This is a genomic window from Streptomyces sp. NPDC008163 (assembly GCF_042956885.1).
Classification (GTDB): domain Bacteria; phylum Actinomycetota; class Actinomycetes; order Streptomycetales; family Streptomycetaceae; genus Streptomyces; species Streptomyces drozdowiczii_A.
Genome location: NZ_JBIBHG010000003.1, coordinates 504151 through 524488 on the forward strand (window position 1 = coordinate 504151; position 20338 = coordinate 524488).

At 72.3% G+C, this 20338-nt stretch carries 17 protein-coding genes; 6 read left to right on the forward strand and 11 right to left on the reverse strand.

The window, feature by feature from the left end; all coding sequences use genetic code 11:
• Positions 1 to 106: 106 nt before the first annotated feature.
• Together ACFZAT_RS10150 and ACFZAT_RS10155 are read left to right on the forward strand one after the other, a co-directional pair.
• Entirely contained in the window at positions 107 to 1408 is a 1302-nt protein-coding gene (locus ACFZAT_RS10150) for a hypothetical protein (protein ID WP_391262603.1), read from the forward strand.
• Between the two features lie 16 nt (positions 1409 to 1424).
• Complete coding sequence (locus ACFZAT_RS10155) at positions 1425 to 2444, forward strand: DUF389 domain-containing protein (RefSeq protein ID WP_391262605.1); 1020 nt, start codon at positions 1425 to 1427, stop codon at positions 2442 to 2444.
• Positions 2445 to 2463: 19 nt separating this feature from the next.
• Here the strand turns inward: ACFZAT_RS10155 and ACFZAT_RS10160 are convergent, their stop codons facing one another.
• The gene (locus tag ACFZAT_RS10160; protein ID WP_391262606.1) at positions 2464 to 3900 is read right to left on the reverse strand and encodes an FAD-dependent oxidoreductase; all 1437 of its coding nucleotides are present in this window, start codon (positions 3898 to 3900) and stop codon (positions 2464 to 2466) included.
• A gap of 126 nt (positions 3901 to 4026) precedes the next feature.
• Between ACFZAT_RS10160 and ACFZAT_RS10165 the strand changes: the two genes are divergently transcribed.
• Complete coding sequence (locus ACFZAT_RS10165; protein ID WP_391262783.1) at positions 4027 to 4830, forward strand: nucleotidyltransferase domain-containing protein; 804 nt, start codon at positions 4027 to 4029, stop codon at positions 4828 to 4830.
• Positions 4831 to 4836: 6 nt separating this feature from the next.
• Here ACFZAT_RS10165 and ACFZAT_RS10170 read toward each other — a convergent pair whose 3' ends face one another.
• A complete protein-coding gene (locus tag ACFZAT_RS10170) occupies positions 4837 to 5268 on the reverse strand; it encodes a MarR family transcriptional regulator (RefSeq protein WP_391262608.1) in 432 nt (143 codons plus the stop codon).
• Positions 5269 to 5358: 90 nt separating this feature from the next.
• Here ACFZAT_RS10170 and ACFZAT_RS10175 point away from each other — a divergent pair, with 90 nt between their 5' ends.
• Positions 5359 to 6204 carry an SDR family NAD(P)-dependent oxidoreductase gene (locus ACFZAT_RS10175; protein WP_391262610.1) on the forward strand — a complete coding sequence of 282 codons (846 nt, stop codon included), beginning with the start codon at positions 5359 to 5361 and terminating at the stop codon, positions 6202 to 6204.
• A gap of 11 nt (positions 6205 to 6215) precedes the next feature.
• Here the strand turns inward: ACFZAT_RS10175 and ACFZAT_RS10180 are convergent, their stop codons facing one another.
• The 6 genes from ACFZAT_RS10180 to ACFZAT_RS10205 all read right to left on the reverse strand — a co-directional run bounded on the left by ACFZAT_RS10180 (position 6216) and on the right by ACFZAT_RS10205 (position 14399).
• Entirely contained in the window at positions 6216 to 7043 is an 828-nt protein-coding gene (locus tag ACFZAT_RS10180) for an inositol monophosphatase family protein (RefSeq protein ID WP_391262611.1), read from the reverse strand.
• A 48-nt stretch (positions 7044 to 7091) separates the two neighbouring features.
• Complete coding sequence (locus ACFZAT_RS10185; RefSeq protein ID WP_391262613.1) at positions 7092 to 8372, reverse strand: lectin; 1281 nt, start codon at positions 8370 to 8372, stop codon at positions 7092 to 7094.
• A gap of 282 nt (positions 8373 to 8654) precedes the next feature.
• Positions 8655 to 10337: an ABC transporter substrate-binding protein gene (locus ACFZAT_RS10190; RefSeq protein ID WP_391262615.1), complete on the reverse strand. Its 1683-nt coding sequence runs from the start codon at positions 10335 to 10337 to the stop codon at positions 8655 to 8657.
• A gap of 69 nt (positions 10338 to 10406) precedes the next feature.
• Entirely contained in the window at positions 10407 to 12488 is a 2082-nt protein-coding gene (locus tag ACFZAT_RS10195) for a dipeptide ABC transporter ATP-binding protein (protein WP_391262617.1), read from the reverse strand.
• A complete protein-coding gene (locus ACFZAT_RS10200) occupies positions 12485 to 13414 on the reverse strand; it encodes an ABC transporter permease subunit (protein ID WP_391262619.1) in 930 nt (309 codons plus the stop codon). Before ACFZAT_RS10200 ends, ACFZAT_RS10195 begins: the two co-directional genes overlap by 4 nt.
• 1 nt (position 13415) lies before the next feature.
• Positions 13416 to 14399 (reverse strand): ABC transporter permease subunit, encoded by a 984-nt coding sequence (locus ACFZAT_RS10205; protein WP_391262621.1) that lies wholly within the window; start codon positions 14397 to 14399, stop codon positions 13416 to 13418.
• A 245-nt stretch (positions 14400 to 14644) separates the two neighbouring features.
• On the opposite strand from ACFZAT_RS10205, the gene ACFZAT_RS10210 reads away from it, so the two are divergent.
• The gene (locus tag ACFZAT_RS10210) at positions 14645 to 15709 is read left to right on the forward strand and encodes a biotin/lipoate A/B protein ligase family protein (RefSeq protein ID WP_391262622.1); all 1065 of its coding nucleotides are present in this window, start codon (positions 14645 to 14647) and stop codon (positions 15707 to 15709) included.
• Positions 15710 to 15837: 128 nt separating this feature from the next.
• On the opposite strand, the gene ACFZAT_RS10215 is transcribed toward ACFZAT_RS10210, so the two are convergent.
• The gene (locus ACFZAT_RS10215; protein ID WP_391262624.1) at positions 15838 to 17307 is read right to left on the reverse strand and encodes an amidase; all 1470 of its coding nucleotides are present in this window, start codon (positions 17305 to 17307) and stop codon (positions 15838 to 15840) included.
• A gap of 113 nt (positions 17308 to 17420) precedes the next feature.
• Positions 17421 to 17777: a hypothetical protein gene (locus tag ACFZAT_RS10220; RefSeq protein WP_391262626.1), complete on the reverse strand. Its 357-nt coding sequence runs from the start codon at positions 17775 to 17777 to the stop codon at positions 17421 to 17423.
• 258 nt (positions 17778 to 18035) lie between these two features.
• On the opposite strand from ACFZAT_RS10220, the gene ACFZAT_RS10225 reads away from it, so the two are divergent.
• On the forward strand, positions 18036 to 18809 hold the full coding sequence (locus tag ACFZAT_RS10225) for a hypothetical protein (RefSeq protein WP_391262627.1): 774 nt from the start codon (positions 18036 to 18038) through the stop codon (positions 18807 to 18809).
• Here ACFZAT_RS10225 and ACFZAT_RS10230 read toward each other — a convergent pair.
• The gene (locus ACFZAT_RS10230; RefSeq protein ID WP_391262629.1) at positions 18772 to 20334 is read right to left on the reverse strand and encodes an NCS1 family nucleobase:cation symporter; all 1563 of its coding nucleotides are present in this window, start codon (positions 20332 to 20334) and stop codon (positions 18772 to 18774) included. The genes ACFZAT_RS10225 and ACFZAT_RS10230 overlap by 38 nt on opposite strands.
• Positions 20335 to 20338: the final 4 nt, after the last annotated feature.

The window sequence follows — 20338 nt, forward strand, 5'->3', positions numbered from 1 at the left end:
GGTGAGCCCGCCGCGTGGATGTGTCCGTTCGGCGCAACCCCGCTCGCGCGCGCCCGCCGGTCGCCGTTGCCTGGACAGTCAGGGAATCCGGAGCCCGGGAGGCGCGGTGGACGAGGGCGGCGCGGCGGCGAGTGACGGCTCCTCAGCGGCGGAGGTCGAGGCCCTGCGGGACCGGGTCGCCGCGCTGGAGGAGGCGCGCGCCCGGCCGCCCCGGCACCGCGGCCGGTCCTTCCTCGCCGCCGTCCTCATCGTCCTCGGCTGTCTGCTGGCCCCGCTGTCCGTCGTCGCCTCCTGGGCGTCCGATCAGGTCGGGGACACCGACCGCTACGTGGCCACGGTCGCCCCGCTCGCCTCCGACCCGGCCGTCCAGGACGCCGTGGCCGACCGGGCGACCGATGCGCTGATGACCCGGATCGACCTGTCGGCGCTGCTGTCCGGGGTGTCGCCGGACGACCGGCCCCGGCTGGAGAAGGCGCTCGGGCGGCTCGGCGGTTCGCTGGAGGACGCGGTCCGCAGCCTGGTCCGCGAACGGGCGCGCGCGGTCGCCGCTTCGGACGCCTTCGAGAAGGTGTGGACCGAGGGGAACCGGCGGGCGCACCGGGCCGTGGACAGGGCGCTGACCGGGAAGGGCGGCGGCGCGGTGGAGCTGACCGACGACGCCGTCACGCTGGACCTGGCCCCCGTGATCGACCGCGTCAAGCAGCAGTTGGTGGACCGGGGCATGGCGGTGGCCGGGCACATCCCGGAGATCCACACCGACATCACGCTCATCAGGTCCGAGGACATCGGCAGGGTCAGGACGTACGTACGGGTCCTGCAGTTCCTGGGCGACTGGCTCGCGGTGGTCGCCGTCCTGCTGATCGCCGGGGGCGTGCTGTTCTCGGTGCGGCGGCGCCGGTCGCTCGTGGCGGGGGCCCTGGGCGCCGCCGTCGCCGTGGGGCTGCTCGGCATCGGGCTGCGGATCTTCCGGGCGGTCTATCTGGACGCGCTGCCGGCCGGGGTGTCGCCGGGGGCGGCGGGCGCGGTCTATGACGCGATGACCCGGTTCCTGGGGACGACGGTACGGATGGTGGTGGCCCTGGGGGTCGTGGTCGCGCTGGCGGCCTGGCTCACCGGTCCGGGGCGGCGTGCCACGACCGTCCGGGGGCTGTGGACGTCCGGGATCGGCGCGGCGCGGGCCACGGCGGACGGCGCCGGTCTGCGGACCGGTCCGGTCGGCCCGTTCGTACGCCGGTTCCGCCCCTGGTTCACCTGGCTGCCGGTGGCCGGGGCGCTGGTGGTCTACCTGTTCTGGGCGCATCCGACGGGGTGGGTCGTCGTCGGGATCGCGCTCTGTCTGCTGTTCCTGCTGGCGGTGGTGGAGTTCCTGGCGGCCGGGGACCGGGAGCCGGGCGGCGCGCCCGCCTGAGAGAGGAGCGAGGAAGATGGCGGGAGCCGACGCCGAGGCCGTCCGGAGGATGACCGGCGCGCTGTTCATCGAGCGCGGTCTGCGCAGTCCCGGCTCGACCCGGTTCTGGGGGCTGCTCGTGCTGGCCGCGGTCATCGCGAGTGCGGGGGTCGTCGGTGACTCCACGGCCACGGTGATCGGGGCGATGATCGTCGCGCCGCTGATGACGCCGATCCTCGGCTGCGCGCTGGCACTTGTGCTGGCCCGCCGGCGTCAGGTGGTGCGCTGTCTGCTGCTGGTGACCGGGGGTGCGCTGGCGGTGGTGGCGATCGGCATGCTGCTCGGCTGGATCGCCGCTCCGCCGGACGCCTTCGCCTCCAACAGCCAGGTCTCCTCGCGGATCAGTCCGCGCCTGATCGATCTGCTCGCCGCGCTGGCCACCGGCACGGTCGGCGCGTTCGCCCTGGTGCGCGCCGACATCTCGGACACGCTGCCGGGCGTGGCCATCGCCATCTCGCTCGTGCCGCCGCTGGCCGTGACGGGGCTGCTCCTGACGGTGCACCGGTACCACGACGCCGGGGAGTCCGCGCTCCTGTTCGCGACCAACGTGGCCGCGATCGTGGCCACCGGGACCGTGGTCTTCCTCCTTTACGGAGTCCGGGCGGGTGCCGAGCGGGCGGAGATGCGGGTGGGGCAGTTCCGGGGATGGACGCTCGTGGCGGTGGCCTGTGTCGTCGTGCTCGTCGCCGCCCCGCTCACCACCGGCACGATCAGCGTCGCCCGGGACCGTTCGCTGGCCGCCGACGCGCGGCCGGTCGCGGAGCGGTGGGCGGCGACCGGGAAGTGGCAGATCGCGTCCGTGGAGGCGCGCAACGGGATCGTCGTCATCGGCGTGCTCGGGCTGCCACCGCAGCCGGCACCGACGGCGCTGCGCAAGGCGCTGGACGACCACGGCATGCGCGACGCCGACCTCGAACTCCACCTCGTCGGCGGGCGTACGCACTGGTGCCCGGCGGACACGGACACCTGCACCGTACGGGAGGGCGGGCGCAGCTGATCCAGAGGAACGACACCCCCTAGCGGCGGCGCCCCGGCTCCGCCGACGCGCGCAGTCGCCGCCAGACCGCCTTCGCCGCGTGGTGGCCGGACATGCCGTGCACCCCGGGCCCGGGCGGGGTCGCCGAGGAGCAGAGGAAGACCGCCGGGTGCGCGGTGGCGTACGGGACGCGGGCGAGTTTGGGGCGGATGACGGTCTGGAGGCCGGCGAAGGCGCCGCAGGCGATGTCCCCGTCCACGTAGTTCGCGTTGCGCCGGGCGATGCCGGGCGGGCCGGCCACCGAGCGGGCGAGGACCAGGTCGCGGAAGCCGGGGGCGAACCGCTCCAGCTGCCGTTCGATGACCTCGGTCGCGTCGCCCTGCCAGCCCGCCGGGACATGGCCGTACACCCAGAAGACGTGCTTGCCCTCGGGGGCGCGGGAGGGGTCGACCAGGCTGGACTGCGCGGTGATCAGGAAGGGGGCGCGGGGGTCCCGGCCGTCGACCGCCCGGTGCAGGGCGTCGTCGATCTCGCCGGCGGTGGGGCCGATGTGCACGGTGCCGGCCCGGCGGGGCTCCTCGGCCGTCCAGGGCACGGGGCCCGACAGCGCGTAGTCGATCTTGAAGCAGGAGGCGCCGTAGCGGTACCCCTGGTAGGCGCGGCCGAGGCCGGCGATCCGGGCGAGGGCGGCCGGTGAGGTGTCGAAGACATAGGCGCGGGCGGGAGGCAGTTCGTCCAGGCGCTTGACCTCCGTACCGGTCGTGATGGCGCCGCCCAGTTCCCGCAGATATGAGGCGAGGGCGTCGGAGATGGCCTGGGAGCCGCCGCGCGGAATGGGCCAGCCGCGTTCGTGGGCGGCGAGCGCGAAGAGCAGGGCGATGCCGCCGGTGGCGATGCCGTTGGTGGGCGCGATGGCGTGCGCGGCGAGGCCGGCGAACAGACCGCGCGCCTTCTCGCCGCGGAAGCGGCGGGAGAGCAGCGTCGCGGGCTGGATCGCGTCGAACCCGAAGCGCGCCCAGCGGTACGGGTCGCGGGGCAGCCCGTCCCACGGGGTGCGCAGGAAGTCCCGGGCGAGGGAGTCCCAGTGGCCGAGGTAGGGGGCGAGGAGCCGGCGGTAGGCGCCCGCGTCCTCGGGGCCGAGCGACATCGCGGTCTCCCCCACCGAGCCGGTGAGCACGGCGGCGGTGCCGTCGGGAAAGGGGTGGGCGAGGGCCAGGTCGGGCTGGATCCATTCCAGGCCGTGCCGGTCGAGGGGCATCGCGTCGAAGGCCGGGGAGCCTATGGCCAGGGGGTGCACCGCCGAGCAGGGGTCGTGCCGGAAGCCGGGGAGCGTCAGCTCCTCCGTGCGTGCGCCGCCGCCGACCGCGGGCCCGGCCTCGAAGACCTGGACGGCGAAGCCCCGGCGGGCCAGTTCGACTGCGGCGGTCAGTCCGTTGGGGCCCGCGCCCACCACGACCGCATCGAGCATCGACGGCACCTTCGGACTCCTTTGTCAGCCGACGGTCGGAGCATCCAGCTTATTCGCAGGCGCCGACAGCCGGGGGCCGGGTAGTGTCCTCGCCCGATGACCTCAGAGAACTTCACGGCGCCCGCCGATTCCGCGATGACCGCCAGGATCGGCGACATGGCCGCCCGGCTCACCCAAGTGCCCGGCGTCCGGGCCGTCCTGCTCGGCGGCAGCCGCGCCCGGGGCGCCCACCGCCCGGACTCCGACTGGGACCTGGGCGTGTACTACCGCGGCACGCCGGACGCCGACGCCCTGTCCGCACTGGCCGCCGCCTTCCAGGGCTCCCCGGTCGAGGTGACCGGCCCCGGCGGCTGGGGGCCCTGGGTGAACGCGGGCGGCTGGCTGACGGTGGACGGCGTCCCGGTCGACTGGATCCTGCGCGACCTGGACCGGGTCGAGGCGGTCTGGGCCGACTGCCGGGAGGGCCGCTATGAGGTGGGCATCCAGCCGGGCCATCCGCTGGGCTTCTGGTCGCCCACCTATCCGGGCGAGGTCGCCCTCGGGCGCGTACTCGCCGACCCCGGAGGGGAGTTGACGGCCCTCAAGCAGGAGACCTCGGTCTATCCGGAGCCGCTGCGCACGGCGCTGGCCGGTGCGGCCTGGGAGGCGGAGTTCTCCGTCGTGGGGGCCCGCAAGTCGGCCCCCTCGGGCGACCGGCTGCACGTCTCGCTCTCGCTGTCCCGCGCCTTCGGCATCCTGGCCCAGTCGCTCCACGCCCACCACCGCACCTGGTGCCTCAACGAGAAGGGCGCCGTCGCGGCGAGCTCCGCCCTGCCCGCGACCCCGGCGGGCTTCGCGGACCGGGTGGACGCGGCACTGCGCGGCCTGGACGCGGCGGCGGTGGAGACGGCGGCGGAGCTGGTGCGCGAGGTGCGCGAGGTGCTGGCCGCAGCTTCCTGAGCGGGCTCAGTCCGCGCGGATCGCGGTGACGCTGCGGGCCAGCAGGTCGCGGAGCGTGTCGCGTTCCTCGGGGGTGAGGGCGTCCGCGATGCGGCGTTCGATGCGGACCGCTCGTTCGTCGGCGCGGCGCAGGGTGTCCGTGCCGGCCTCGGTCAGCCGGGTCTCCAGCATCTTCTGGTGGTAGGGGTGGGCGGACCTGGCGATCAGGCCGCGCTCCTCCAGGTGCTTGAGCACCCCCGCCATCGCCTGGGGCGTGACCAGGCACTCCCGTGCGAGGGCCGCGCCGGAGATCCCGGGGTTGCCGGAGAGCGCGAGCAGCGCCGCGTACTGCGCGACCGTGAGGCCGACGTCCTTGAGCGCGGCGCTCTTGGCTGCCATGAGGGCCTGCTCGGCGCGCTTGATGTCCAGGCCGAGGCGTTCACCGGCGGTCATTCCCATGGTCGCGAGCGTACAGCGCCGGACATACGGCAGGGATCGAACATGAGACAAGCATGGAATGTTCATCAAGTCCTTGATATAACTCAAGACATGGATACCTATCTGGCACCCGAGCTCTTCGACCGCACCGTCCTCATCACCGGCGCCACCCAGGGCCTCGGCCTCCACCTCGCCCGCGACCTGGCCGGGCGCGGCGCGACACTGCTCCTGCACGGCCGCGACCGCACCCGGCTCGACCGGGCGGCCGCCGAGGCGCGGGAACTGTCGGCCGGCCGGGCCGAGGTCCGTACGTATCTCGCGGATCTCTCCGACCTCGACCAGGTCCGGGCCATGGCGGCCGCCGTCCGCGCGGCCGAATCCCGGCTCGACGTGCTCGTCAACAACGCGGTGGCGGGCGGCGGCAGCGAACCGCTGCGCCGCGAATTCGGCGCACAGGGCCACGAACTGCGTTTCACCGTCAACTATTTGACGCCGTATCTGCTCACCAGGGAGCTGCTGCCGCTGCTGTCGTCGTCCGCGCCCGCGCGAGTGGTTCAGGTGGCCTCGATGGGCCAGGCACCCGTCGATCTGGCCGACGTCATGATGGAGCGCGGTTACGAGGGGCTTGAGGCGTACTGCCGGAGCAAGCTCGCGATGATCATGTCGACGTTCGACCTGGCCGAGGAGGAGACGGCGCGCACCGGCGTCACCGTCAACGCGCTGCACCCGGCCCACCTGATGGACACCGAGGGCGTGCGCGCGTACGGGCTGACGCCGGCGGTCTCCGTCGAGGAGGGCGTGCGCCCGACGGTGCGGCTGATCACCGACCCGGCGCTCACCAAGGTCACCGGCCGCTACTTCGACCGGTTCACCGACGCCCGGGCGCACGACCAGGCGTACGACACGGAGGCCCGCAAGCGGCTCACCGCGTTGACCCGGGAGCTGCTGGACCTCTGACCGGCCCGCCGTCAGGCGCCCGTCCGCAGCGCCGCCAGGACGCGGTCGGCGGTCGCGCGGTCGCGGGCCGCGGTGAAGGGGAGGGCGTTGCCCCCGGCGATACGGAACGGCTCGCCGGACAGCGTGGACTGGGTGCCGCCCGCCTCGGAGACCAGGAGGAGCCCCGCCGCGTGGTCCCACGCGTACTCCCAGTTGAAAGCCACGGCATCGCCCTCGCCGCGGGCCACGGCGAGGTATTCGAGACCCGCCGAGCCGCAGGGGCGGGCGGCGAAGCCCTCGGCGCGCAGGCCGAGCAGGGCCGCCTTCTGCTCGTCGGTGGTGTAGTCGGGGTGGGACATCGCCACGCGCAGTACCGCGTCGGGCGCGGGCGACCCGGCGTGGATCGGGGTGCCGTCGACCCGCGCGCCCCGGCCTCGTACGGCGACGGCCATCTCGTCCAGGGCGGGGGCGTACGTCCAGGAGGCCAGCAGCTCGCCCCGGTGGGCGAGGGCGACCAGGGTGCAGAAGCCGGGCTCGCCCCGGACGAACTGGCGGGTGCCGTCGACCGGGTCCACGATCCAGACGGGCGCGTCGCCGCCCAGTGCCTCGTAGACCTTCGGGTCGGCGTGGACGGCCTCCTCGCCGACGACGACCGAGCCGGGCAGGAGGCGCCCGAGCGAGGCGGTGAGGTGTTCCTCGGCGCGCCGGTCCGCGACGGTGACCAGGTCGTGCGGGCCGTTCTTCTCGACCACCTCGTGGGCGGCGAGCTGCCGGTAGCGGGGCATGATCTCGGCGGCGGCCGCTGCGCGGACCGCCGCCTCGATGTCGGTCAGGTCACCGGCGAGGAAGGCATCGATCATGCCCCCAGCCAATCATGGGCGCCCGGGGCGCCGGAGGGCCGGGCCGGGTCAGCCGTTGACCGTCCACTTCTGGTTGGCCGTGCCCGCGCAGGTCCAGATCTGCAGCCGGGTGCCGTTGGCCGAGTTGTTGCCCGTGACGTCCAGGCACTTGTTGGCCTGGGGGTTCACGATGTCGCGGGCCCCGCTGACCGCCCACTTCTGCGCGGCCGAGCCGTTGCAGTCCCAGAGCTGGACCTTGGTGCCGTCCGCCGTGCCGCCGGAGGCCACGTCGAGGCACTTGCCGAGCGCCCGGATCGTGCCGTCGGAGCCCACGGTCCACTTCTGCGCGTCCGTGCCGTTGCAGTCGTAGAGCTGGACCGGGGTGCCGTTCGCGGTGGCGGCGGCGGCGACGTCCACACACTTGCCGCCGAGCCCGGTGATCCGGCCGCCCGTGGCGGGAGGCTGGCTGTCGTTGGTCGTGACGCGCACGTGGTCGACCACGAGTTGGTTGGGGAAAGCGGTGCTGCCGTCGGGGTCGCCGGGCCAGTAGCCGCCGACCGCCAGGTTCAGGATGAGGAAGAAGGGCTTGTTGAAGGCCCAGGCGTTGCCGTTGGTGTCGGCGGGGGTGCGGCGCTGGTAGACGTTTCCGTCCACCGACCAGGTGATGGAGTTGGGCGCCCAGTCCACCGCGAAGGTGTGGAACGCGTCCGCGAACGCCTGGCCGTTCGGCAGGGTGTAGCCGGCTCCGATGCCGCCTGAGCCGGAGTACCCCGGCCCGTGCAGGGTGCCGTGGACGGTGGAGGGTTCGAAGCCGACGTTCTCCATGATGTCGATCTCACCCGAGTTGGGCCAGCCGACCTGTCCGATGTCGCTGCCGAGCATCCAGAAGGCGGGCCACATGCCCTGGCCGCGCGGGATCTTCATGCGCGCCTCGACATGCCCGTACGCCTGCGTGAACTTGCCGGAGGTGTTCAGCCGCGCCGAGGTGTACTGACAGGTGCCGTACCAGCACTGGTAGTTGGACGGGTTCTCCTTGCGGGCGGTGATGACCAGGTGGCCCTGGCCGTCCAGCGCGGCGTTCTTGTTGCCGGAGGTGTAGTACTGCCGCTCGTGGTTGTTGACGTTGTCGCCGGTCTCGATCTGCCACTTGCTGCCGTCCACGGCCGAACCGGCCGCACCGTCGAACTCGTCGGAGAACGACGTCGAGGCGGTCGCCGCGGCCTGCGACATCGGCGCGGCATCCGCCGAGGAGGGCCCGCCGGTGCCGGCCAGCCCTGCGGTGGCCAGGGCGAGAGCGAGTGCCGGGAGTACGGAGCGCAGCAGGCGCCGCGAAAGGCGTGGGGAGTCCATGACTCTCCCTTCCGGTGTGTATGGGGAGGGAAGGGGAACCCCGCCGTGCACATATAGGGCATGCGCATGACAGGTCGAGCACACACAGTGGAGCGGACACGGTGGAGCGAGCATGGGGCACTTGGTTCGCTACGTGATTTAAGAAGTGAAGAAAGGCGGTGTCAATAGTTTGGTACGGACCACAGGAGTCGAAGCGAGGGACGGGCCCGCACACGCCGGTGGCCCTCGGACAGGGCGAACATGTCCGAGGGCCGCCGGTTCACCGCCCCGAGGGGCCGGACGTCACTTCTGCCAGCCGACCGTCTCCGGCAGCGGGGTGTAGAAGATCGTCGCGCCGACGTTGGCGAGCCCCTTCCTCACTCCGTACGTGGAGGGCCCGCTGAACAGGGGCAGGAAGGCGTAGTCCTGAAGCGCCTTCTTCTCCACCTTGTTCACCGCCGCCGTCTGCTCGTCCAGGTCGGCGATCTCCATGGTGGCGCGGATCTCCTTGTCCAGGGCCGGGTTGCCGGAGCCGGTGATGTTGGAGTCGCGGTCCGAGCAGTAGAAGTCGCACAGGTAGCGGGCGCCGAACGGGTCCATGGAGCGGTTGCCCGACAGGAACAGGTCGAACCTGCGCTCGCTGATGGTCTTGGCGAAGTCCGCGTCGTCGCCCTTCCGGATGTCGAGGTGGATACCGGCCGGCTTCAGCATCGCGGCGAGGGCCCCGGCGGTCGCCTTGCCCAGCGGGTCGTCGCCCAGGAGGGTGTAACCCACGTCGAGCTTCTTGCCGTTCTTGACCCGGACTCCGTCGGAGCCGGCCTTCCAGCCCGCCGCGTCGAGCGTCTTCTTGGCCTCGGTCGGGTCGTACGTCAGGACCGCCGAGAGGTTGTCCTCGTACCCCTTCTGGAAGCTGTAGAGCACGGCCGAACCGGGCAGCGGCTCCTTGTAGTCGAGCCCCTGGAACTGGATCTTCGCGATCTGGGCGCGGTCGACGCTCTGCTGGATCGCTTTGCGGACGGCCTTCTCGGAGAGCACCGCCGACTTGCTGTTGAAGTACAGGGAGTACTCGAAGGGGCTGCCGCCGCTGCGGATCTCGGTGCCCTTGAGGCCCTTGACCTGCTTCAGGCTCTCCGCGTCGACGGCGGAGGTGTAGTCCAGCTGGCCGTTCTTGAAGGCGTTGACGCCCGCCGTGGACTCCAGGTTGACGTACACCCGCTTGTCCAGCTTGCCCTTCCTCCCCCACCACTTGGGATTGCGGACGAAGGTGATGTTGCCCGAGTGGGTGTCCCACTTCCCGACCGTGTACGGGCCCGCGCCCCACTCGGGGTGGGCCTTCTTCACGTACGCCTTGTTGAAGTTCTCGACCGACGCCGCCTCGGGGTGCAGGAAGGTCGCGAACAGGGTGGACCAGGAGGAGTTGACGCCCTTGAAGGTGATGACGGCCTCCTTGGCGTCCTTACCCTTCGCGACGGACGTGATCTGGTCGTAGCCGTCCGTGGAGGAGGCCGCGAACTCCTTGTCCGAGCCGTTGTTGGCCTTCCAGGTGGCCTCGATGGCACGCCAGTCGACGGGCGTGCCGTCGTTGAAGGCGGCCTTCGGGTTGATCGTCAGGACGACCTTCTGGTTCCCGCCGTCGACGCTCACCTGCACATCGCTGTAGTAGTCCTTGTTGTACTGCACCTCACCGGTCGGCGAGTACGTGATCGCGTCGGCGTTGTACCAGCCCCAGACCCGGGACGCGGTCAGTGTGGCGTTGACGTTGAAGGGATTGCCCTGGTCGTCGAAGGTGCCGACGGTGGTGTACGTGCCGCCGTCCTTGATGTTCTCGTACGGCTGCGGGTTGTAGTCGACGGCGGCCGACGCGGCCTTGGGCGCGTTCTTGCCGCCCCCGTCGGAGTCGTCGGTCCCGCCGGAGGACTGGCACGCGGTGGCGGCGACGGAGACGGCGGCGATCAGGGCGAGGGGCATGGCCAGTCTTGCGCGCATGGCGGAGTGTTCCTTCTGGTTCGAGGAGTGGGGCAGCGGGCGGGGAAGCGGGTGCGGAAGGGAGATGCCTCAGACGGCGTGACAGGCGTACGTGTGGCCGGGCTGCCCCGCCACCGGGGAGGCCGCGGGCCGTTCCGTCCGACAGCGCTCGCGCACCTCCTCGCCGGCCAGCCGGTACAGCGGGCAGCGGTCCACGAAGACGCAGCCGGAGGGCAGCCGGGCGGCGCTCGGCTGCTCGCCCTCCAGCACCACGCGTTCGCGGGTGCGCTCGCGCTTCGGGTCCGGGACCGGGATCGCGGACAACAGAGCCTTGGTGTAAGGGTGCTTGGGGTCGGCGAACAGCGACTCGGTGTCCCCGGTCTCCACGATGTGGCCGAGATACATGACCGCGATCCGGTCGGAGACGTACCGGACGACCGCCAGGTCGTGGGCCACCACCAGGTAGGCCAGGCCGAGTTCGCGCTTGAGCCGGGCCAGCAGGTTGATCACGCCCGCCTGCACGGAGACGTCCAGGGCGGAGAGCGGTTCGTCCAGCACGAGGAGTTTGGGCTCGGTCGCGAGGGCCCGGGCGATCCCGATGCGCTGGCGCTGCCCGCCGGAGAGCGCGGCCGGGAAGCGATCGCTCACCGCCTCGTCCAGGCCGACCAGGGCGAGGAGTTCACGGACCCGGGCCCGGGTGGAGGCGCGGTCCCGGCCGATCGCGCGCAGGGGTTCGGCGAGCAGTTCGGAGACGGGCAGCCGCGGGTCGAGGGCGCCCATCGGGTCCTGCATCACGATCTGGACGTCCCGGCGCAACTCCCGCAGCCGGGGGCCGGATGCGGCCGAGCCGACCTCGGTACCGGCGATCTCGATCCGGCCGCCCTCGGGCCGCCTCAGCCGCAGGATCTCCAGGAGGGTGGTGGTCTTGCCGCTGCCGGACTCACCCACGAGGCCCAGGGTCTCCCCGGACCGCAGTTCGAAGCCGACCCCGTTGACCGCGCGCAGCGTGCCGACGCGGCGTTTGAGGACAGCCCCCTTGGTGACCGGGAAGGTCTTCACCAGGTCCTCGACCCGGAGCACCACGTCCCCGGCGGCCGCGTCGGTCCCGGGGGACTCCCCCGCCGCCGCGCCGCCCGTCGGATCCAGTGACCCGGCGGCGATCTCGTCCGCGCGCAGGCAGGCCACGTCGCCGTGGCCGGTGACCGCGCGCAGGGCGGGCTCGTCCGTGCGGCAGTCGTCGAGCGCCACGGCGCACCGGCTCGCGAAGGGGCAGCCGGCCGGGAGGTCCACCAGGGCGGGCGGTTCGCCGCCGATCGGGACGAGGGGGCGGCGTACCCCGCTGTCCACCGTGGGCACGGCGGCGAGCAGGCGCGCGGTGTACGGCATCACGGGCCGCGCGAACAGCTCGTCCACGCCCGCCCGCTCCACGAACCGGCCCGCGTACATGACGGCCACGTCGTCCGCGTGGCCCGCGACGACCCCGAGGTCGTGGGTGATGAGGACGAGCCCGGCGCCGGTCTCCTTCTGCGCCAGCCGGAGCACGTCCAGGACCTGGGCCTGCACGGTGACGTCGAGCGCGGTGGTCGGTTCGTCGGCGACCAGGACGGACGGCCTGTTGGCGATGGCCATCGCGATGACGACGCGCTGGCGCATGCCGCCGGAGAACTCGTGCGGGAAGGAGGCGGCGCGGGCGCGCGGGTCCGGGATGCCGACGAGGTCGAGGAGTTCCACGGCCCGTTCCCGGGCGGCCCGCTTGGTCAGGTTCTGGTGGACGCGCAGGGCGTCGGAGAGCAGCCGGCCCACGGTGAAGATCGGGGTGAGCGCGGAGAGCGGGTCCTGGAAGACCATGCCGATGGAGTTGCCGCGGATCGCGGACAGCTCCTTGTCGGTGAGGCCGAGCAGGTCCCGGCCGCCCAGGAGCACCTGCCCGCTCGTCGCGGCGGTGGGCGGGAGGAGGCCCATGATGCCCATGGCGGTGGCGGATTTGCCGGAGCCGGACTCGCCGACGATGCCCAGGGTGCGGCCGGGCAGCAGGTCGAAGCCGATGCCGCGCACCGCCTCAACGGGGCCCGCCTCGGACGGGAAGGTGATGTGCAGGTCGCGCACCGAGAGGACCGGGGTGTCGGCGTCTGCGGGCGGCGGGGTGGTGGGCAGGGTCGTCGCGAGGGTCATCGTCGGCCTCCTGCCGCGCCGGTCGTGGATGTGGGGTCGAGGGCGTCGCGCAGCCCGTCGCCGACGAAGGTCATCGAGACGGTGAGCAGGACGACCAGACCCGCGGGGAAGGCGAAGAGCCAGGGCGCGCTGGTGACGGTGTTCGCCCCGTCGGCGAGCATCGTGCCGAGCGAGACGTCCGGGGTCTGGACGCCGAAGCCGAGGAACGACAGTGCGGTCTCGCTGAGCACGGTCGCCACGACGCCCAGGGTCAGGTTGACGATGAGCAGCGAGCCGAGGTTCGGGATGATGTGGCGCAGGATGATGCGGGCCGGGCTCACTCCCATGAATTCGGCGGCCGTGATGAAGTCCCGCTCCCGCAGCGAGGTCGAGACGGACCAGATGACCCGTGCGGTGGACATCCAGCCGAACACCGTCAGGACGACGATGAGCACCCGCCAGTCACCGGCGAGCCGGTGGGACACCAGGGCGAGGATGAGGAAGGAGGGCACGACCAGCAGGAAGTGGATGACGGCGAGGGTCGCCTTCTCCACCCGGCCGCCGAAGTACGCGGCACTGGAGCCGATGACCGCGGCGACGACGACGGTCAGGACGGAGACGCTGACCGCGATCACCAGGGAGCGCCGCAGACCGTGCACGGCGGAGGCGTAGATGTCGTTGCCGCCCTGGTTGGTGCCGAACCAGTGCGTGCCGCTCGGCGGTTGGGTGAGCGCTGCGAAGTCGGCGTCCGAGTAGGCGTACGGGGTGAGGAGTCCGCCGAACACGCTGAACAGCACCAGGAGGACGAAGATCGCCACACCGGCGACGGCGAGCCGGTTGCGCAGGAATCGCCGCGCGTAGAGCCGGGCGAGACCGGTGCCGGTGTGCCGGGGCGGCGCTGCCGGGGCGGACTCGGCGAGTTCCGTCGGTGGTACGGGGACGGCCATGTCAGCTCACCCTCACACGCGGGTCGAGGAAGACGGTGGCGATGTCCGCGAGGATCGCGCCGACGGCGGTCAGCGCGGCGGCGAAGGCGGCCGTGGCGACGGTGCCGTGGATGTCGTTCTTGCTGATGGTCTGGATGAAGTAGCGGCCCATGCCGTTCCAGCCGAAGATCGTCTCGGTGATGACGGCACCCGTGAAGATCGCCGGGATGCTGAACGCCACGGAGGTCGCGGTGGGGATGAGCGCGGTGCGCAGGGCGTGCCGGCGGATCGCCTGGGCGCGGGTGAGTCCGGTGGCCCGGGCGGTGCGGACGTAATCGGCGTTGAGGGTGTCGAGCAGCAGCGAACGCTGGGTCAGGTGGTAGCCCACGTAGCCCATCAGGGTCAGGGTGAGGGTGGGCAGGATCAGGTGGAGCACCCGGTCGCCGAGGGTGGGGAGCAGCCCTTCGACGTTCGGCGAGTTCTCGCCGGCGACGTAGAGGAAGTGCAGCCCGGCGTGCTGGTTGAGCCAGATCGCGACGAAGACCACGGCGAGCGCGGCGACCGAGGTGGGCACGTTGAACACGGCGATCGAGACGGCCTGGGTGACCCGGTCCGCCCAGCCGTACTGCCGGGACGCCGTCCAGACGCCCAGGGTGACGCCGATGAGGACGGAGAGGAGCGTCGCCATGACGACCAGTTCGGCGCTGACGAGCGAGCGGTAGCCGATCTCGCCGTTGACCGAGACACCGGTGGGCGACATGCCCCAGTCGAAGCGGGTGACGACTCCGGTGAGCCAGTCCCACCACCGCTGCACGAGCGGCACCGAGGGGTCCAGGTGGTACGGCGCGAGCGCCCGGTCGATCTGGGCCTCGGTGCGGACGGGCCGCAGTTCCTTGAAGTTCGACCGGGGGTCCAGAAACCAACTGGCCAGGAAATAAGTGGCGTTGGTCGCCACCACGATCATCAGGAGCCAGCCCGCCGCCTTGCGCGTCACATGGCGCAGCACGGGTGGCACCTCCTCGCGCACAAGGGAAGCGCCGTGGGGGCGCAGGGTCTGGGGGGCGTATGCATGCGCGGTGGTGCCTTCTGGGGGTCGGGAAAACGTTGCACAGATGTGCGAAGGTCAGTCTGGTGGGGGCTCCGGGGCCGGCACCAGAGCGCGAGCCCTCCCGCCACGACCTCGCAATACCGCTGTAGCAAACGGGCCGGACAGATCATGTTTTGTACGTAGGCGGAAGTGGAGGCAGGGCTGTGCACGGTGAGTACAAGATCCCCGGTGGCAAGCTGGTCGTGGTGGACCTGGAGGTCGAGGGCGGCGCACTGCGGGATGTGCGGGTGGCCGGTGACTTCTTCCTGGAGCCTGACGAGGCGATCCTCGCGATCGACGCGGCCCTGGAGGGCGCCCCGGCGACCACCGGCACGGTGGCGCTGGCGGCCCGGATCGACGCGGCGCTGCCGGAGTCGACGGTGATGCTCGGCCTCACGTCGGAGGGTGTCGCCGTCGCCGTACGCCGGGCGCTGGCGCAGGCCACGGAGTGGAGCGACTACGACTGGCAGCTCATCCACGACGCCCCGCAGTCCCCGGCCCTGCACATGGCCCTGGACGAGGTCATCACGACGGAGGTGGCTGCGGGCAGGCGGCCGCCGACCCTTCGGGTGTGGGAGTGGGACGCCCCGGCGGTGATCATCGGCAGCTTCCAGTCACTGCGCAACGAGGTGGACGCCGAGGGGGTCGAGCGCCACGGCGTCACGGTCGTGCGGCGGATCTCCGGGGGCGGCGCGATGTTCGCGGAGCCGAGCAGCACCATCACGTACTCGCTCGCGGTGCCGCAGTCCCTGGTCTCCGGGCTCTCCTTCGCGGACAGCTACGCGTATCTGGACGACTGGGTGCTCGAAGCGCTCGGGGACATGGGCATCAAGGCGTGGTATCAGCCGCTCAACGACATCGCCACGGAGGTCGGGAAGATCGCCGGCGCCGCGCAGAAGCGCGTGGTCGGCCCGGACGGCGGCCCGGGCGCGGTGCTGCACCACGTGACCATGTCGTACGACATCGACGCCGACAAGATGCTGGAGGTGCTGCGCATCGGCAAGGAGAAGATGTCGGACAAGGGCACGAAGAGCGCCAAGAAGCGCGTGGACCCGCTCCGCCGGCAGACCGGCCTGCCGCGCCGGGCCGTCATCGAACGCATGATCGAGTCCTTCCGCAACCGGCACGGGCTGACCCGGGGCGAGGTGACCACGGAGGAGCTGGCCCGGGCGGAGGAACTGGTCCGCACGAAGTTCGCGAACGACGAGTGGACCGCCCGGGTGCCCTGAAAGGGGTCCTGTCCTAGGGGGTGTCGTCGGATTCCCGTCTGCCGGGCGACGCCATGCACGCACTCTCGCCGCACCTGACGCCGCCCGGCCCGCCCTCCGGGCGGACGACGGCAATGTGACGACGGGGCCTAGAAGACCGGCCGGTGGTCCTGCCAGCGCAGGGCCGTCTCCAGCTGGGCCGCCAGCGAGAGGAGCCGTTCCTCGCTGCGCGAAGGGCCGAGGAGCTGCGCGCCGACCGGGAGGCCGTCCGGGGTGAAGCCCGCCGGGACGTTGACGCCGGGCCAGCCCAGCACGTTCCACGGCCAGGCGTACGGGCACGCCTCGGTCATCGCCACATCGGTGCGCCAGGCGCTCAGCCCGTCGAACCGGCCGATCCTGGGCGGCGGCATCGCGGTCGTCGGGGTCAGCAGCACATCGAAGCCGGCGCCGCCGCGTCCATGGTGGAACAGCGCCCCGATCCGCCGGTGCTGGTGCACCTCGCGCGCCCGCGCCGCCCGCACCACCCTGCCGCCCAGCCGGGTGCCGGTGCGCAGGGCGCTGCGGGTGCGCGCGTCCAGGAGCGCCGGTTCGGGGTGCAGGGCGGCGAGCTCGGCGATGCCCGCGGTGGCACGGGGCACGAAGCCGAGGCCGATGAGCCCGTAGCGCGGCCGGGCCTCCACCACGTCGTGGCCGAGCCGGGCCAGCGTCTCCGCGAGCGCGGTGACCGCGCGGCGCACGTCGGGGTGGGGTGCCGTGCCGGTGAGAGTGAGCGGGGGCCGCCAGGCGAGCGCGATGCGCAGCCGCCCCGGGTCGCGGCGGGCGGCGGCCGAGGCGTCGACGGGCGGCGGGCGGTGCGGGTCCTCGGGGTGCGGCCCGGCGACGGCGTCGAGGAGGAGGGCGGCGTCCTCGACGGTCCTGGCCAGCGGCCCGTTGACGGTGAGTCCCTGGAAGGCGTCGCTGTGCGGGTGCACCGAGATCCGGCCGCGCTGCGGCTTGATGCCGACCAGGTGGGTCCAGGCGGCGGGGATGCGGACGGACCCGGCGCCGTCCGAGCCGAGGGCGGCGGGCACCAGCCCGGCGGCGACGGCGGCGGCCGAGCCGCCGGAGGAGCCGCCCGGGGTGTGGTCGGTGTGCCAGGGGTTGCGGGTGGCGCCGAACGCGGCGCCCTCGGTGAAGGGCCACTGGCCGAGCTCGCAGGAGTTGGTCTTGCCGACGATCACGGCCCCGGCCGCGCGCAGCCTGCGGACGGCCTCGCTGTCCGTGCCCACCGCCGCCCGCTCTCCGGCACAGCCGAAGTAGGTGGGCATCCCGGCGACGTCCGTGTCGTCCTTCACCGCGACGGGCACCCCGAGCAGCGGCAGCCGCTCCCCCGCCGCGAGCCGGCGGTCGGCCTCGGCCGCCTCGATGAGCGCGGCCTCGGTGCGCAGGTGGCGGAAGGCGTTGAGGGTGCCCTGGCTCGCCTCGATCCGGGCCAGCGCCTCGGCGACGAGGACGGTGGAGGTGGTCACGCCGTCCGCGAGGGCCCGCACGCTGCCGGCGAGGCCGCGCGGGGCGGGGTCCGGGGCTTCACGGTCCGGTACGGGTTCTTCGGCCGTTCGGGTGATCGGGGCTGAGGACATGGGCGGCTCGCCTCCTCGTACCGTCAGGTGCGTATGTACACCTGTCCGCGCGAACGGACTTACTGGAGGGTAACGAGTGGGCGCGCCGCCCTCAACCGTGTGGGACGAAGTGCTTACGGCCGCACGCTGATCTCGCCGATGCCCGTGCCGAGCCCGGCGCAGTGCGCGGTGGACTGGCCGGACTGGCCCGGGGCGAGGGTGACGTGCTCGCCGTCCACGTCGGGCGACCAGCCGCAGACCAGGTGGACCCAGAAGGTCTGGGTGGTGGAGCCGTTGTTCCGGCACAGCGCGTAGCCGGTGTAGTCGTCCACGGCGTGCTTGCCGGTGTCGCAGGACAGGCCGGGCGGTGTGGCGGAGGCCGGGGCAGCGACGGCGAGACCGCCCGCCACGGCGAGGGCCGCGGCCAGGCCGGTGACGGCGGCGGTGCGGCGCGTCACGGTGCGGGACGGGCTCCCCAGGGTCTTCTTCATGGCTCCCTCTCGATGGTGACCGGCCGTGACCGCCGGGGGCGGCACGCGCGTGGTCGCGTTCGGCTCTGGCGCGGGTGGCCACCGGAGTCGGCCGCCCGCGGTCTGCCTAACCCGGCCGCACAGGAAAACGTCACGCTGCGTGGACGGGGCCGGGGCGGCTGCGCCGAACGGGCGGCGTTCACTCCTGCGGCGTACGCTCGACTGGTCCGGACCGCAGTCGTCCGGAAGCCCCACGACCCTTCGCACCGAGGAGGCGACGTGACCGGTTCTCGACTCGGCACCCGCCCGGCCGCGTGGGCCGCCGCGTTCCTGATCGGCGCCGGCGGTACCGGCGCCCTCGGCGGCGTGGCCCACGCGGAGGACATCGACCATCTCACCGCCCAGCAGATCGCCGACCGCTCCCGGGACGCGCTGCTCGGCGCGGAGTCCCTGCACGTGTCGACGCGCGGCGACCTGGGCAAGGGCACCCCGTCCATGTCCCTGGACCTGGCCGTGGACCGGCACGGCAACTGCAACGGCTCGGTGGACCTGGGCCGGAGCCAGGGCTCGGTGCTGATCGTCAAACGCGGTGACGACGTGTGGCTGAAACCGGACGCGGACTTCTGGAAGAACCAGGTGCCGAACGGCGGTTCGGCCTTCGAGGCGATCGTCGGCGACCGCTATCTGAAGGCGCCCGCCGACAGTCCCCGGCTGCGTGCCCTGACGAAGGCGTGCGACCTCAACACCTTCCAGAAGCTGGTGAGCGACAACGCGAACGACGACACCGGCACCCTCAACAAGGGCCCGAAGACCACCGTCGACGACAAGTCCGTGGTGCCGCTGACCCGGATGCGCGGCGACATGACGCTGACCGTGGACGTGGCGGCGACCGGAAAGCCCTATCCGCTGCGGCTCTCCCTGCACGGCGGGGACGGCGCGGACGCGGTGGTGGACCTCTCGGACTTCGACCGGCCGGTGCCGAAGAACACGCCGTCGCCCGCCGACTCGTACGACGTCAGCGCCCTGCTGGGGCGGACCTCCGCTCCGTCGTGACGCCTGCCATCAGCGCCACGTACACGAGGAGCGAGGCGGCGAGGCCCACCGCCCAGCCGTAGTCCGCGAGCGGCTTCAGGAACGGGATGACCCCGTCCGAGGGGAAGGGGCCCTCGCCGGGCTTCGAGTGGGAGCCGCCGATCGCGAGGACACCGCCGGCCGCGAAGGCGGCGACGGCCCGCCAGTTCCAGCCGCCCGTGTACCAGTAGCGCCCGCCGGGCAGGTAGAGGTCCGCGAGGTCGAGCACGGTGCGGCGGACGATCCAGTAGTCGGCGATCAGGATGCCGGCGACCGTACCGAGCAGCCCGCCGACCAGGCCGAGCCAGGTGAAGATGTACAGCTCGGGCGTCTCGGTGAGCTTCCACGGCATGATGACGACGCCGACGACCCCGGTGATCAGCGCTCCCGTACGGAAGTTGATGAACTTCGGCGCGAGGTTCGCCAGGTCGTACGCGGGTGAGACGACGTTCGCCGCGATGTTGACGGAGATCGTCGCGACCAGGACGGTGATCAGGGCGTAGAGGAGTCCGAAGACGTTGTCGGTGTGGGCGACGAGCTCGACCGGGTCCCAGACGGCCTTGCCGTACACGGCCTGCGAGCCGGAGGTGACGAGGACCGAGAGCAGCGCGAACAGGGTCATCGTGGTGGGCAGTCCGAGCGACTGGCCCCGGATCTGGGCGCGTTGACCGGCTCCGAAGCGGGTGAAGTCGGGGATGTTGAGGGAGAGCGTGGCCCAGAAGGCGATCATGCCCATCAGGGACGGGAAGAAGACGGGCCAGAAGTCCTTGCCCCAGCCCAGCTCAGACGGCTGATCGAGCAGCGGGCCGAAGCCGCCGGCCTTCACCGCGATCCATACCAGGAGCACCAGCGCGCCGACGATGACGAACGGTGCCGCCCAGTTCTCGAAGCGGCGCAGCGCGTCCATACCCCGGTAGATGATGGCGAGTTCGAGCGCCCAGAAGAGGACGAAGCACAGCCAGAGCGTCCAGGGCTGCCCGCCGACCTCGGATGCCTCGGCCCAGCCGCCGAACACCTTGCCGAGCAGCGTGAAGATGCCGACGCCGCCGATCCAGGTCTGGATGCCGAACCAGGCGCAGGCGACCGCCGCCCGGATCAGGGCGGGCAGATTGGCCCCGCGCAGACCGAACGAGGCCCGCGCCAGCACCGGGAAGGGGATGCCGTACTTGGGCCCGGCGTGACCGGTGAGCAGCATGGGCCCGAGCACGATCAGGTTGGCGAGGGCGATGGTGAAGACGGCCTGCTTCCAGTCCATGCCGAGGGCGACGAGGCCGGACGCGAGCAGCCAGGACGGGATGTTGTGGGCCATGCCGACCCACAGGGCGGTGAAGTTGTACGTGGTCCAGACGCGCCGTGCGAGCGGGACGGGCAGCAGGTCCGCGTTGACGAAGCGGTTGTCGTCGGGGACGGCGCCGGGGGCGAGCCCGACGCGGTCGGAGGGGTCGGAGGGGGCGGCCGGTATGGGGTCCGGCGAGGGGGACGGGGACGGACGTGCGGTCGATGTCATGGCG

Bases quoted from the DNA above. Each gene is read 5' to 3' on its own strand.
- ACFZAT_RS10155 (WP_391262605.1), top strand. From the start codon at position 1,425: ATGGCGGGAGCCGACGCCGAGGCCGTCCGGAGGATGACCGGCGCGCTG.
- ACFZAT_RS10165 (WP_391262783.1), top strand. From the start codon at position 4,027: ATGACCGCCAGGATCGGCGACATGGCCGCCCGGCTCACCCAAGTGCCC.
- ACFZAT_RS10170 (WP_391262608.1), bottom strand. From the start codon at position 5,268: ATGGGAATGACCGCCGGTGAACGCCTCGGCCTGGACATCAAGCGCGCC.
- ACFZAT_RS10175 (WP_391262610.1), top strand. From the start codon at position 5,359: ATGGATACCTATCTGGCACCCGAGCTCTTCGACCGCACCGTCCTCATC.
- ACFZAT_RS10180 (WP_391262611.1), bottom strand. From the start codon at position 7,043: ATGATCGATGCCTTCCTCGCCGGTGACCTGACCGACATCGAGGCGGCG.
- ACFZAT_RS10185 (WP_391262613.1), bottom strand. From the start codon at position 8,372: ATGGACTCCCCACGCCTTTCGCGGCGCCTGCTGCGCTCCGTACTCCCG.
- ACFZAT_RS10190 (WP_391262615.1), bottom strand. From the start codon at position 10,337: ATGCGCGCAAGACTGGCCATGCCCCTCGCCCTGATCGCCGCCGTCTCC.
- ACFZAT_RS10195 (WP_391262617.1), bottom strand. From the start codon at position 12,488: ATGACCCTCGCGACGACCCTGCCCACCACCCCGCCGCCCGCAGACGCC.
- ACFZAT_RS10200 (WP_391262619.1), bottom strand. From the start codon at position 13,414: ATGGCCGTCCCCGTACCACCGACGGAACTCGCCGAGTCCGCCCCGGCA.
- ACFZAT_RS10215 (WP_391262624.1), bottom strand. From the start codon at position 17,307: ATGTCCTCAGCCCCGATCACCCGAACGGCCGAAGAACCCGTACCGGAC.
- ACFZAT_RS10220 (WP_391262626.1), bottom strand. From the start codon at position 17,777: ATGAAGAAGACCCTGGGGAGCCCGTCCCGCACCGTGACGCGCCGCACC.
- ACFZAT_RS10230 (WP_391262629.1), bottom strand. From the start codon at position 20,334: ATGACATCGACCGCACGTCCGTCCCCGTCCCCCTCGCCGGACCCCATA.